This is a genomic window from Prevotella sp. E9-3 (assembly GCF_022024015.1).
Taxonomy (GTDB): Bacteria; Bacteroidota; Bacteroidia; order Bacteroidales; family Bacteroidaceae; genus Prevotella.
Genome location: NZ_CP091786.1, coordinates 1993552 through 2008663 on the forward strand (window position 1 = coordinate 1993552; position 15112 = coordinate 2008663).

Below are 15112 nucleotides of genomic sequence, written 5' to 3' on the forward strand. Positions count from 1 at the left end.
CAGAAGATTGAAGACTTTAATCGTTGTCACAGGCCCAACGGCTGTCGGTAAGACTGATTTATGTCTTAATTTGGCAAGTCAATTCAATATCCCGATTATCAATGCTGATTCAAGACAGATATATCGAGAGATGAAAATAGGAACGGCCGCACCTACCGAAGAACAATTGCGGCAGGTGCGGCATTACTTTGTGGCAACACAAAGCATAAAGGATTACTTTAGTGCTTCTATCTACGAGCAGCAGGTAATGACTCTTCTTGAAGAGTTATTCAAAGATAGCGATTACGCATTGATGACTGGTGGAAGCATGATGTATATAGATGCTGTATGTAATGGTATTGACGATATTCCAACAGTAGATGATAATACACGCGAAGAGTTAAAACGACGTTTGGCAGATGAAGGACTTGAAGCGCTTTGCAATCAACTACACGAACTTGATCCTGAACATTGGGCAATTGTTGACAGATTAAACCCTAGACGAGTTGTTCATGCATTAGAGATTTGTATAATGACTGGAAAAACTTACACATCGTTTCGTAAGAACGAAAGGAAAAAACGTCCGTTCCACATTATTAAGATTGCATTAAATAGAGACCGGAATGAACTCTATGAACGCATAAACCATCGGGTGGACTTAATGATGAAGCATGGGCTTATGGAAGAAGCAAGAGCTCTTTATCCTTTACGCGAACTTAATGCACTTAACACTGTGGGATACAAAGAGATGTTCGCATATTTTGATAGTGTTTGGACATTAGATGAAGCTATAGAACGACTGAAAGGAAATACTCGACGTTATGCACGCAAACAGTTAACATGGTTTAAGCGCGATCCAGAAGTTAAATGGTTCTCACCTGATCAAAAAGAAGAGATTATTGAATACATCAAACAATCATCGATTGTAGACAATACTACTTGTTAAAACTTAAAGAAAGATTATGAACGAAATGGATGGATACTTCAAATTGATGGGATCTCAGATTAAAAGGATATGGAATGAGTATCTCCATGTCTACATACTAATTATTTGGAATTCCTTTCTATGGTTTTTCAAAGGGCGTCCTTGGTATATAAAGATTGTATCAGGACTACTTTCATGTATCCTTGCTTTCTTTCTATATCTGATTGCTGTTGACAACAATTTCCTTTGGCTCTTTGGAAAGTCGCCAAGCATGCAAACAGTGAAAAACACTCGTCCGGCACAGGCTTCCGAAATCTATAGTGCCGACAGTGTACTAATCGGTAAGTTTTTCAGCGAAAACCGTACTCCTGTGACTTACAATGAAGTGAACCCCATTTTCTGGAAAGCTCTTATCGATACGGAAGACGAACGTTTCTATCATCACTTCGGAATCGATTTCCAGGCATTCTTTGCCGCATTAAAAGATTATGCAATACATCATGATGCTCGTGGTGCATCAACAATTACTCAACAGTTGGCTAAAAATCTATTTCGCACACGTTCAGAATACTCTACGGGTTTGTTGGGAAACGTACCAGGCCTGAAGATGCTTATTCTTAAGAGTAAGGAATGGATAACAGCGGTAAAGTTGGAAATTAACTTCACAAAAGAAGAAATACTTACGATGTATGCCAACACTGTTGACTTTGGTTCTAACTCGTTTGGCATAAAAACAGCTTGCAGAACATATTTTGGTATTGCTCCAAAAGACCTCACACCAGATCAGGCAGCAATACTTGTAGGAATGCTGAAGGCTACCACATACTATAATCCTCGCTTAAACCCAAATAACAGCAAAAAACGCAGAAATGTAGTATTGGATCTGATGCTGAAGCATGGTGATATTACTGCAGAGCAATGCGACTCGCTGAAAAAGAAAGATATAGACCTCGACTATAGCGTTGAGAGTGCATACGATGGACAGGCAACCTATTTCCGTGAAGAGATTGCCACCTATTTACATGATTGGTGCAAAGAAAATGATGTTGACTTATACACGTCTGGACTAAAAATCTATACCACTATTGACACACGTATGCAAAAGTATGCTGAGGAAGCAGCTTGGACTCAAATGGAACAACTCCAGAAACGGTTCAATGATCACTGGAGGGGAATGAATCCATGGCAGGACGAACGCCATCAAGAAATCCCGAATTTCATTGAGAACATAGCCAAACGTCTGCCCGTTTACAAATATCTACAGCGCAGGTTCCCTAATGATCCTGATTCTGTTGACTTCTATCTGAACCAACCTCATCCGGTAAAGTTGTTTAGCTATGACGGAACGTATGAAACAGAAATGTCAACACTCGACTCCATTCGCTATATGGAACATTTTATGCATTGTGGATTTGTAGCGATGGAAACAAATACTGGTCATGTAAAAGCTTGGGTAGGAGATATCGATTTCAAAACATGGAAATACGACAAAGTTACAGCTATGCGGCAGCCTGGTTCTACCTTTAAACTGTTCGTTTATACTGAAGCTATGAACAAAGGATTAACTCCTTGTGACACACGTATGGATTCATACTTTGGCATGAAGGTATATGATGAAGTTCAGAAAAAAGAAGTTATCTGGGCTCCAACAAATGCTAATGGCTATTTTAGTAATATGGATATGCCACTGAAATCAGCTTTTGCTCAAAGCATCAATTCAGTAGCAGTTAAGATTGGACAGGAAGTAGGAATTGACAATGTTGTAAATACCGCACATGCAATGGGCATCAAAAGTAAGCTTGACCCTACACCTTCACTTGCTCTTGGTGCTAGCGATGTGAATCTACTCGAGCTAGTCAATTCGTATACAACAATAGTAAATGATGGAGTGTTCCATGAGCCTATACTTGTTACCAAAATAGAAGATCGTGATGGTAATACCATATACACTGCGAAGTCGGAAGAACGTCAAGCAGTCCCTTACCGTTCAGCATTTCTCATGCAACAAATGCTAATGGCAGGTATGCGCGAACGTGGAGGAACAAGTATGAATATGTGGACGTTTGTACGCAATTTCAATGATACAGAATTTGGTGGTAAAACAGGTACATCTAATAACCATTCAGATGCATGGTTCGTAGGTGTCTGCCCTAAATTGGTTTGTGGTGCATGGGTAGGTGGGGAATATCGAGCAATCCATTTCCGCACAGGTCAGCTAGGACAAGGTTCGCGAACGGCTCTTCCTATCTGTGGCGCTTTTTATGAGAAAGTGCTCTCAGATGTAAAATTCCAGAAATACCATGGTAAGTTTGAGAAATCGAAGGATGTAACTATCACGCCGAGCATGTATCAGTGTGAAGGCGTTTATTTCGATCCCAATGATAGTATCAACACAGACAGTTTGGGAAACTGGGATACAAATTATGACGGTAATAATCTATTGAATAGTGATTCAATTCAGTAATATATCATTGTTTACAAATATCACATATACAATAGCTTCCATACATATAACATGGAACTGGACTTAGACAACAAAGAGTGGCAAGATGCTCTACAAATTGTCAACTATACTCGTCGCTCACTTTTTCTTACAGGAAAAGCTGGTACGGGTAAATCGACATTTCTCCGATATGTAGCGCAGAATACAAAGAAAAAAAATGTGATTCTTGCTCCTACTGGTATCGCCGCAATCAATGCTGGCGGTGCTACTCTCCATAGTTTCTTTCGACTCCCTTTTCATCCATTATTACCAAACGATACACAGTACGATCGAAGACACATCCGAGAAACATTAAAATACACAAATGCGCAAAAGAAACTTCTTCGTGAGGTTGAACTGATTATTATCGACGAAATCTCGATGGTAAGAGCCGACATCATTGATTTTATTGATAAAGTACTACGCATCTATACTCGTAACTATGAACCTTTCGGTGGAAAGCAACTCCTTCTGGTGGGTGATATTTACCAGTTGGAACCTGTCCTAAAAGAAGAAGACAAACGGTTACTCTCACCATTTTACTCATCTGCATATTTTTTCAACGCCAAAGTTTGGCAGCAAATGCAATTGGTAAGTATAGAACTTCGGAAAGTCTATCGACAAAAAGATGAGCATTTTATAAAGATTCTCGATCGTATCCGTGAAAACAACGCCACTACTCAAGACCTGAACGACCTTAATAGTCGTGTTGTTATAAATTCGCAAGAAGACTCGAAAAGAAATGTTTCATTGGAGACCACTACAAACCCTCTTCGCATCATCTTAGCAGCACGCCGCGATGTAGTTGACTATACCAACGAACAACGATTAAAAGAACTGCCTGGACTTCCGTCGGTTTTCTTCGGAAATATAAAAGGAGACTTTCCTGAGTCATCACTCCCTACGCCAATGGAACTTCAGTTAAAAGTAGGAGCCCAAATCATTTTCATTAAAAACGACAAAGAAAAAAGATGGGTAAATGGCACACTTGGAACTATAAGTGAAATAGATGAACCAGAAGGTGTCGTCACCATAATGACAGAAGAAGGCAATGAACTATTTGTTGAACGTGAAGTATGGGAAAATATGCGCTATACGTTCAATGAGAAAGTACAAAAAATTGAAGAAGAGTTGCTTGGAACTTACACACAGTTTCCCATCCGACTTGCATGGGCCATCACAGTACACAAGAGCCAAGGTCTCACATTCAATCAAGTTTCTATCGACTTCACTGGTGGAGTATTTGCTGGAGGGCAAACTTATGTTGCCCTTTCAAGATGCACGTCACTTAAAGGTATCTCGCTAAAAGAACCTATCAGACAGAAAGACATTTTCGTTAGAAGCGAAGTCGTTCATTTTGCCCGACGTTATAATGATCAAAACATCATTGAACGCGCCATGCAAGAAGGCAAAGCCGACCATCAATACCATGATGCTATTATAGCATTTAACAAGGGAGATTATAAATCTTTTCTCGATTATTTCTTTTTAGCCATTCATAGCAGATATGATATTGAAAAGCCATTAGCACGTAGATTCATTCAACATAAATTAGGTATCATAAATAAACAAAAAGCAGAAATCGAAGCATTACGTAAAGAAAAACTTGGTCGTGACAAAATCTTAAAACGATTGGCCGCAGAATATACATTATTAGGAAAAGAGTGCGAACAAGAGCAAATGAAAGATGCTGCGATAAGAAATTACCAAAAAGCGCTTGAATTATACCCAGAAGCTAATGATGCAAAACGCAGATTGAAAAAACTTCAAGAATAATCTATTTCTTTATTTTTGTTATAAAAATAGATACAAATCAAGTAATTGTGTACCCACACAACAATTATAATTAAAAAAAATCAAAGAAAAGTTTGCAAAATACAAAACTTTTCCATACCTTTGCCAACGTTATCCTGAAAACAATCTTTTTACCTTAAAAGAACTAATACCTATTGAAGATGGAAGCGATTGTCTGTGAAGACCGTCGCTTTTGTGTTTTTTTACCTTTTATGTTTGGTGCTTTTACCAAATTGATGTACCTTTGCACCACTTTATATAATTAAAGATTTTTACAAAAGAATAATTAAATAAAAAAAATACATTATGCTTACACTGAAACTCATTACCGAGGAAACAGAACGCGTTATTCGTGGCTTGGAGAAAAAGCATTTCTCTAACGCCAAAGCGGCCATCGATGAAGTTTTGTCTGTTGACAAGAAGCGTCGTGAGGCTCAACAGGAACTCGACAGAAACCTTTCTGAAGCCAAGAAAATGGCAGCTCAGATTGGAGGATTGATGAAAGAAGGAAAGAAAGCGGAAGCTGACGCTATCAAAGAACAGGTTTCAAAGATGAAAGAAACCAATAAGCAACTGGAAGATACTATGAACCAGGCTCAGGAGGAAATGACTCGTCTTCTCTGCCAGATTCCAAACATACCATACGATGAGGTACCAGAAGGTGCTGCCGCTGAGGACAACCATGTGGTAAAAAGTAACTTGAAAGAATGCACTGCCAATGATACTGTTGGCAATTGGGACGTGAATCCAAAGCTTGGTATTGCCAATCCCTTGCCCCATTGGGAACTCGCAAAAAAGTACAACCTCATCGACTTCGACCTTGGTGTAAAGATTACAGGTGCAGGATTCCCAGTATATATAGGTAAAGGCGCTCGTTTACAGCGTGCCCTCATCAATTTCTTCCTCGATGAGGCTCGCAAGAGTGGTTATACCGAGATTATGCCTCCAACAGTAGTAAATGCAGCTTCTGGCTATGGCACAGGTCAGCTTCCAGATAAGGAAGGTCAGATGTATCACTGCGAAGTTGACGATTTCTATCTCATCCCCACAGCTGAGGTTCCTGTTACCAACATTTATCGCGATGTCATCCTAGACGAAAAGGACCTGCCTATTAAGAATTGTGCTTACACAGAATGCTTCCGCCGCGAGGCTGGCTCTTATGGCAAAGATGTTCGTGGTTTGAACCGTTTGCATGAGTTCTCAAAGATTGAGATTGTACGCATTGACAAGCCCGAACACTCAAAGGAGAGTCACAAAGAGATGCTGGAACACGTAGAAGGATTACTAAAGAAATTGGAACTCCCCTACCGTATTCTGTTGCTCTGCGGTGGAGATCAGTCGTTTACATCTTCTATCTGCTATGACTTCGAGGTATATTCAGAAGCTCAGGGACGCTGGCTCGAGGTATCAAGTGTATCAAACTTCGACACCTATCAGGCCAACCGTTTGAAGTGCCGCTATCGTAATGCTGAGACAAAGAAAACTGAACTCTGCCACACATTGAATGGTTCTGCATTGGCTCTACCACGTATCGTTGCAGCCCTGCTCGAGAACAACCAGACAGAGAATGGTATCAAGATTCCAGCAGCACTTGTACCCTACATGGGATGCGATATCATCGATTAACGTTCAATTATATGTAGAATATTATTCAATTATTATACCGAAACAACAAAGATGCAAGCATAACAATCTGCTTGCATCTTTTTTTTGTAAAAAAGTATGGATAATTATAAACATTTTGTTATCTTTGCAGCCAATTAGCAAACAATCTGAACACAACAAACAAAGATTATGAACAAAATCGTCAGAAAAGAGCAATTCTCTGAGAAGGTTTTTCTTTTCGAAATAGAAGCTCCATTAATTGCTAACAGTCGTAAAGCAGGCAACTTCGTAATCGTTCGCGTAGGCAAGAAAGGTGAGCGCATGCCACTGACCATTGCAGGCGCAGACATTAACAAGGGTACCATCACACTGGTTGTGCAGATGGTTGGACTCTCATCTAAAAAACTCTGTGCCTTGAATGTAGGCGATTATGTGACGGATGTGGTTGGTCCTCTTGGCAATCCAACAAAAATAGAGAACTATGGAACTGTGGTTTGTGCTGGTGGCGGTCTTGGCGTAGCTCCTATGCTACCTATCATCCAAGCACTCAAGGATGCCGGCAACCGTGTACTCTCCGTAATGGCAGGTCGCTCTAAGGACCTGATTATTCTTGAAGACAAGGTACGTGAAAGTTCTGACGAGGTTATTATTATGACCGATGACGGCAGTTACGGTGAGAAAGGTGTAGTAACTGTTGGTATCGAGAAATTTATCGAACAGGAGCATGTCGATAAAATCTTCGCCATTGGTCCTCCTATCATGATGAAGTTCTCTAACCTTACCGCCCAGAAGCATGGCATACCATGCGAGGTATCACTCAACACCATTATGGTTGACGGTACAGGTATGTGTGGTGCATGCCGACTCACCATTGGTGGCAAAACAAAGTTTGTCTGCATCGACGGTCCTGAATTCGATGGTGCATTGGTTGATTGGGATGAGATGTTTAAGCGTATGGGCACCTTCAAACGCGAAGAGCAGGAAGAACTGGCCCACTACGAGGAACATTTAGACTCAATTGACAATGGAGAATTGACAGTTGACAATTCTGGTTCAACCATCTCAATGGATGCCGATCCTACTAACGATAGCATTGAAGTGCTTACCGATCGTGATGCTGAGTGGCGTAAGGAGTTACGTGCTTCGATGAAGCCTAAGGAGCGTACTCAAATTGAGCGCGTTATTATGCCCGAACTTGATCCTGTTTATCGTGCCACAACTCGTACTGAGGAGGTAAACATCGGCCTCACGAAAGAAATGGCAATGACTGAGGCAAAACGCTGTCTTGACTGCGCTAAACCAAGCTGCGTTGAGGGTTGTCCTGTCAACATCAATATTCCATCGTTCGTAAAGAACATTGAGCGTGGCCAGTTCCTGGCAGCTGCTAAGGTGCTGAAGAACACCTCTGCCCTTCCCGCTGTCTGCGGTCGTGTTTGTCCTCAGGAGAAGCAATGTGAGAGCAAGTGTATCCACCTGAAGATGAATGAGCCAGCTGTAGCTATCGGCTATCTGGAGCGTTTTGCTGCCGATTTTGAGCGCGAGAGTGGTAACATCTCTCTGCCTGAGATTGCTCCTGCCAATGGTATCAAAATTGCCGTTGTAGGTTCAGGTCCTGCAGGTCTTTCGTTCGCGGGCGACATGGTCAAAAAAGGGTATGATGTTTACGTATTCGAAGCACTCCATGAGATTGGCGGTGTGCTGAAATACGGTATTCCTGAGTTCCGCTTGCCTAACAAGATTGTGGATGTGGAAATCGAGAACCTTGCTAAGATGGGGGTACACTTCCAGACAGACGTTATTGTGGGTAAGACTATCAGTGTTGAGACTCTTGAGCAACAGGGCTTCAAGGGAATCTTCGTAGGCTCTGGTGCCGGCCTGCCAAACTTCATGAACATCCCTGGCGAAAACAGCATCAACATCATGTCATCGAACGAGTATCTGACACGTGTGAACCTGATGGATGCAGCTAACCCCAAGACCGATACACCGCTGAACCCCGCCAAGAGTGTACTCGTGGTAGGTGGTGGAAACACAGCTATGGACTCTTGCCGTACGGCTAAACGTTTGGGTGCTGATGTTACACTGGTTTATCGCCGTTCAGAGGTTGAGATGCCAGCCCGTCTCGAGGAGGTTAAGCATGCTAAGGAAGAGGGCATCAAGTTCCTCACCCTGCATAATCCTATCGAGTATATTGCCGATGAGAATGGTGCCGTCAAGCAGGCAGTTCTGCAGGTAATGGAGTTGGGCGAACCTGACGCATCAGGTCGTCGCAGTCCGGTTCCCGTTGAAGGTAAGACTGTTACGCTTGATGTCGATCAGGTAATCGTTGCTGTTGGCGTATCACCCAACCCACTGGTTCCCAAGTCTATCGAGGGCTTGGAGTTGGGACGAAAGAACACCATTGCTGTCTCCGAAGAGATGCAATCAAGCCGCAAGGAAATCTTTGCAGGTGGCGACATTGTTCGTGGTGGCGCTACGGTAATCCTTGCTATGGGCGACGGCCGCCGTGCTGCTCAGAACATGGATAATTTCCTTCAGTCAAAATAGTTCAATCTGTTGCTATGTCACGGCAACACCCCCAATAATTATGAACGGACTTTATACTATCATACTGCTCATACTAAGTAACGTTTTCATGACGCTTGCTTGGTATGGGCATTTAAAACTTCAGGAGTCGGGCACATCCAGCAACTGGCCCCTTTTTGGCGTTATTGTTTTCTCATGGGGCATTGCCTTTTTTGAATACTGCTGCCAAGTACCAGCCAACCGCTTTGGCTTCATTGAGAATGGAGGTCCCTTTAATCTCATCCAGCTCAAAGTTATTCAGGAATGTATCTCGTTGGCCGTATTCTGTATCATTGCCAACATCATGTTTCAGGGAACCCATCTTCATTGGAACCACATTTTAGCTTTCCTACTCATCATCTGCGCTGTCTATTTGGTATTCATGAAGTAGAAGTATATGGCTGGCATCACCCAAGAGAAAGAAGAAAGGAGATTGTGGAAGAAACTGAACGAACGCTTCGTGAAGGCTTTCGCTACGTATCACCTCCTTGCCGATAACGACTACATATTAGTAGCTCTTTCTGGTGGCAAGGATTCTTTGTGCTTATTGGAACTATTGGCCAAACGTTCAAAAATCCATCATCCACACTTCAAAGTAGAAGCTATTCATGTTAGAATGGAGAATATTCATTATGAAACTTCAACCGACTATTTACAGCATTTTTGCAATGAGTTAGACATACCGCTCCACATTTGCACCACACGTTTCGAAGTAGGAGGTAACAGTATTCATTCGGGGCGTGATTCTCGCCGACAGAAATCGCCATGCTTTCTGTGTTCATGGTATCGTCGAAAAGAAATATTCAACCTGGCCCAAAAACTGGGTTGCAACAAGATTGCCCTTGGCCATCATCAAGACGATATCATCAAAACAACATTTATGAACCTGACTTTCCAGGGACGTTTTGGTACAATGCCTGCTTTGCTTAGAATGAAAAAAATGCCATTAAGTATCATTCGACCGTTATGCATGATACCAGAAGCCGAGATAGCACATTATGCCGAACTACGTGGATATGAAAAACAAATAAAGTTATGCCCTTACGAACACGATAGTCAGCGCTCCGGTATAAATGCTCTTATACAACAAGCCGAAGCAATGAACCCCGAGGTTCGCTATTCTATTTGGAATGCATTGAATACAGAGGGAAAATTAGTAGAAGAAGATTAAAATCTTGTTCGTGAATCATTAAACAACAAAAAATTATCCTTCTACATAGTATTAAAAACATTTAATAATTCATTACCATCATTGCGAATTTTCATACATTTTCTTAACTTTGTAATTTATAAATGCAAGAAAACAATGAAAAGTAAACTAATATTATTTATCTGTCTTTTGCTGATATTCCCCACAACCATTAATGCAGCAAAAAGAAAAAAAGTTATACGGCCTAAGACACCAGTTGTTGTCGAAGACCCGCGGTTTACATCAATGTTGGGTTCAACAGCTCGTATTGTAATTGCCGATAGTACTGTAACTGATAGTACAAAGTTCATGACTGCCATTCAGGTCAACAAAGAAGAAGGCAGAATTGCCACATATCAAGATTTTTTTCGCAAGCCTGGAGTTGGTATGGTTTATGTGAACGAATTAGGGAATAAATGTATCTATTCAAAATTTGACAAAGAATTAGGATACAAATATCTATTCCAAAGTGATTTACTATCAGACGGATGGACAGAAGGAGAACCTCTTGCAGGAATTAACGATGATGGACAATTATTTGATCTTGATTATCCCTACTTAATGCCAGATGGCATCACTCTATACTTCGCCGCTAAAAGTAGTGAAGGACTTGGTGGGTATGATATATACCGTACACGTTTTGATAATGATGAAGGCAAATATCTGGCACCGGAAAATTTAGGATTACCCTTCAATTCAGATGCAGATGATTATTCCTATGTTATTGATGAACAAAACCAGTTGGCATATTTCGCTTCAAACCGCCGTCAACCTAAAGGTAAAACTTGCGTCTATTGCTTTATACCAACAGAAACGAGACAAGTTGTCACAAATAGCGACGAAACGGTTGTTCGTTCACTTGCTCGCATAGACCGTATTGCCGATACCTGGACAGACAAAAGAGAAGTAACCGCAGCTCTGCAGCGTAAGCAGAACATTTATGCCGCAGTTCGTTCACAGTCTGAAAACAATGGTAAAAATCCAAGATTCCAATTTGTCATCAACGACCAGAAGACATATACAAATATGTCAGATTTTCGTATTCCTGCCAACCGTCAACGCATAAAAGAACTTCTCTCAATGCAAAAACAGCGTGACGATATTATGTTTGTTCTTGATAAAACGCGCAGCTACTATGAAGAGGCGACTCAAAGTGAACGAATGTCTCTGAAAAATGATATTTTAGAAAGCGAACAACAATTGGAGGCTATCGAACGAAAAATTCATCAGTTGGAGAAAACCATTCGAAATACCGAGAATTGACCCTAAATTTATATACTAATATGAATCACAAACAGTTTCCCGAGTCCGAACTCATCATCAATGCAGATGGTTCTTGTTTCCATCTGCATCTCAAGCCAGAACAGTTGGCCGATAAAGTAATACTCGTGGGTGACCCTGCCCGTGTAAATACTGTTGCAGCCCACTTCGACACCAAGGAATGCGAGGTAAGCAGCCGCGAATTCCACACCATCACCGGCACATATAAGGGTAAGCGCATCACCGTGCAGAGCCACGGCATCGGATGCGATAACATCGACATCGTAGTAAACGAGCTCGATACACTTGCCAATATCGATTACACTACACGAAAGGAGAAAGTCAACCATCGCACACTTACAATGGTACGCATTGGCACTTGTGGAGGTTTGCAACCATTCACACCGACTGGATGTTTTGTAGCATCTGTAAAAAGTATCGGTTTCGATGGTCTTCTCAACTATTATGCTGGCCGCAATCATGTTTGCGATTTAAAAATGGAAGAAGCTTTCAAGCAGCACATGCATTGGGATCCCATAAAAGGAGCCCCATATGTAGCAGTGGCCGATGCCAATCTTATCAGTCAAATCGCTCAAGACGATATGGTGCGTGGCTACACCGTGGCTTGCGGTGGTTTCTACGGTCCACAGGGGCGTCAGCTTCGTGCCGATATTGCCGACCCACGACAGAACGAGAAAATAGAAAGTTTTGAGTATGAAGGCATGCGTGTTTGCAACTTTGAAATGGAGTCAAGCGCCCTTGCCGGCCTTGCCTCTCTACTTGGTCATCGAGCCATGACATGCTGTATGGTTATTGCCAACCGATATGCCCAAAAGATGAATACAGAATACAAAAATTCTATAGACACACTAATCCAAAAAGTATTAGATAGAATTTAATCATATATAAACGGATAACCAAATAATGACTTCATTTGAAAGCGATTACAACAACGGGGCACACAGTTTAGTGCTCCGTAGTCTTATTGAAACCAACAACACAAAAAGTTCTTCTTACGGTTCTGACGTATGGAGTGAGCAGGCCCGTGAAAAAATTCGTCAAGCCTGTCAAACACCCGATGCTGACATTTTTTTCCTTGTTGGCGGCACTCAAACCAATACTACCGTCATCGATGGTGTTCTTACCGGCTATGAGGGTGTCATTGCCGTAGAGTCAGGACATATCAACGTTCACGAATCTGGAGCAGTAGAGGCCTTTGGCCATAAAGTCATCACCCTACCTGCTCACGATGGCAAAATGACTGCCGAAGACCTTCGTGCCTTTCATGATCGGTTCTATGCCGATTCATCCTACGAGCATATGGTTATTCCCGGTATTGTTTATATCACAATGCCTACCGAGCTGGGCACCATCTACAAAGCATCTGAAATTGAGTCCATATACAACCTCTGTCAAGAGTACGAAATTCCCCTATTTATCGACGGTGCCCGTCTGGGATATGGATTGATGGCAGAAGGCTGCGACTTCGACCTACCTTGGTTGGCTCACCACTGTGACGTGTTCTATATTGGTGGTACAAAACAGGGCGCACTTTGTGGTGAGGCTGTCGTTTTCCCGCGTCACAATGCACCACGCCATTTCTTCAACATTATCAAACAGCATGGTGCCCTTCTGGCCAAAAGCCGACTGGCTGGAGTTCAGTTCGATGCACTCTTTACAAACAATTTGTATTTCGAATTGTCCAAACATGCCATTCAGAAAGCCATGCAGCTGCGCCAACTATTCATTACAGCGGGGATCCCGATAAAGGAATCCCCCACTAACCAGCAGTTTGTTGTACTTTCAAACGACCAAAAGCAGCAACTAATGTCTCACGTACTTTTCGAAACATGGGAACCCGTCGATGCCAATCATACACTCTGCCGTTTCGTCACAAGTTGGGCAACCACCGACGAAGACATGAAAACGCTTGAGGATGCCCTCCATTCACTACAATAGTACTAAAATCAATACAATAATGAACACCCCCAATCCTTCCCTACCTTCCCCCCTCCTAACGGAGGGATTGGGGGAGGTTTCCACAATCTGCGCTCTTGCCACAGCCACTGGTGGCGCTATCGGAATTATCAGAATCTCAGGCCCTCAAATGTTTGATATTCTTTCTCGTGTATTTAGCAAGAACATCAGTGATGCACAACCTAACACCATCCATTATGGACACATCAAAGATGGCACAGATATCATAGACGAAGTTCTCGTAAGCATATTCCGTGCCCCTCATAGTTATACTGGCGAAAATTGTGCAGAAATATCATGTCACGGATCTAGTTATATTTTAAACAAGGTCTTAGCCCTACTGATAGAAAACGGTTGTCAGCAGGCAGGTCCAGGTGAATTCACCCTACGAGCCTACCTCAACGGAAAGATGGATCTCTCGCAGGCCGAAGCCGTTGCCGACCTGATAGCCTCAAACAATATGGCCACCCACCATATTGCCATGAGCCAACTGCGTGGGCACTTCTCTTCTAAGCTTGCCCAACTGCGCGAGCAACTGCTGAAGCTCACCTCACTACTTGAACTCGAGTTAGATTTTTCTGACCACGAAGACCTTGAGTTTGCCGACCGCAAGGAGTTGCAAGAACTCACCTATACTATCGACAATCACATCACCCATCTGGCGGATACATTCCAAACAGGCAATGCCCTGAAAAATGGTATTCCCGTAGCCATTGTTGGTGCCCCCAACGTAGGCAAAAGCACCTTACTAAATGCCCTGCTTGGCGAAGAGCGTGCTATTGTAAGCGATATCCAAGGAACCACTCGCGATGCCATTGAAGATACGATCCAGTTGGGAGGCGTTACCTTCCGCTTCATTGACACCGCCGGCATCCGTCATACCGATGACAAGATTGAAAGCCTTGGTATAGAACGTTCCAAAGACGCTGCTCAAAGAGCACGCATCATCCTGCTGATGACAGAACCAGGCGTTCCCTACCCCGATATAGTGACACGTGACGATCAAACTGTCATACACATCGAAAATAAGACCGACACGTTCCAAGCAAAATTCGGAATAGGACTCGAAAGCCTCAAACAGCAGCTTATAGCTGCTGCTCCTAAAACTTCAGAAACAGATGTCATCATCACCAATGCTCGCCATTACGACGCTCTCGTTCGAGCACACGAAGCTATCCAACGCGTCATCGACGGTCTCGAAATGCAAATAAGTGGAGACCTTTTGAGTGAAGATCTACGTCAAGCTCTTGACTCCCTAGCCGAAATCACCGGTGGTCAAATTACCCCCAACGAAGTATTAGGAAATATCTTCAAAAATTTCTGCGTGGGAAAATAG

The 15112-nt window shown here is 42.5% G+C and carries 11 protein-coding genes; all 11 read left to right on the forward strand.

From position 1 onward, the window contains the following. The first annotated feature begins 7 nt into the window (after positions 1-7). The 11 genes from miaA to mnmE all read left to right on the forward strand — a co-directional run bounded on the left by miaA (position 8) and on the right by mnmE (position 15112). The gene (miaA, locus tag L6475_RS07345; RefSeq protein WP_237818622.1) at positions 8-925 is read left to right on the forward strand and encodes a tRNA (adenosine(37)-N6)-dimethylallyltransferase MiaA; all 918 of its coding nucleotides are present in this window, start codon (positions 8-10) and stop codon (positions 923-925) included. Positions 926-941: 16 nt separating this feature from the next. Then, on the forward strand, positions 942-3368 hold the full coding sequence (locus L6475_RS07350; RefSeq protein WP_237818624.1) for a transglycosylase domain-containing protein: 2427 nt from the start codon (positions 942-944) through the stop codon (positions 3366-3368). Between the two features lie 51 nt (positions 3369-3419). Further along, the gene (locus L6475_RS07355; RefSeq protein WP_237818625.1) at positions 3420-5162 is read left to right on the forward strand and encodes an ATP-dependent RecD-like DNA helicase; all 1743 of its coding nucleotides are present in this window, start codon (positions 3420-3422) and stop codon (positions 5160-5162) included. A gap of 324 nt (positions 5163-5486) precedes the next feature. Then, positions 5487-6806: a serine--tRNA ligase gene (gene serS / locus L6475_RS07360; protein ID WP_237818627.1), complete on the forward strand. Its 1320-nt coding sequence runs from the start codon at positions 5487-5489 to the stop codon at positions 6804-6806. 168 nt (positions 6807-6974) lie between these two features. Continuing rightward, entirely contained in the window at positions 6975-9332 is a 2358-nt protein-coding gene (locus tag L6475_RS07365) for a bifunctional dihydroorotate dehydrogenase B NAD binding subunit/NADPH-dependent glutamate synthase (protein WP_237818629.1), read from the forward strand. Between the two features lie 40 nt (positions 9333-9372). After that, positions 9373-9741, forward strand: coding sequence for a DMT family protein (locus L6475_RS07370; protein ID WP_237818631.1), 369 nt, complete (start codon positions 9373-9375; stop codon positions 9739-9741). A gap of 6 nt (positions 9742-9747) precedes the next feature. Continuing rightward, entirely contained in the window at positions 9748-10521 is a 774-nt protein-coding gene (locus L6475_RS07375) for a tRNA 2-thiocytidine biosynthesis TtcA family protein (RefSeq protein WP_237818633.1), read from the forward strand. 135 nt (positions 10522-10656) lie between these two features. Next, complete coding sequence (locus L6475_RS07380) at positions 10657-11802, forward strand: hypothetical protein (protein ID WP_237818635.1); 1146 nt, start codon at positions 10657-10659, stop codon at positions 11800-11802. Between the two features lie 20 nt (positions 11803-11822). Then, positions 11823-12698 carry a nucleoside phosphorylase gene (locus L6475_RS07385; protein ID WP_237818637.1) on the forward strand — a complete coding sequence of 292 codons (876 nt, stop codon included), beginning with the start codon at positions 11823-11825 and terminating at the stop codon, positions 12696-12698. A gap of 25 nt (positions 12699-12723) precedes the next feature. Next, on the forward strand, positions 12724-13758 hold the full coding sequence (locus tag L6475_RS07390) for a low specificity L-threonine aldolase (protein WP_237818639.1): 1035 nt from the start codon (positions 12724-12726) through the stop codon (positions 13756-13758). Positions 13759-13777: 19 nt separating this feature from the next. Beyond that, entirely contained in the window at positions 13778-15112 is a 1335-nt protein-coding gene (gene mnmE, locus L6475_RS07395; protein WP_237818641.1) for a tRNA uridine-5-carboxymethylaminomethyl(34) synthesis GTPase MnmE, read from the forward strand.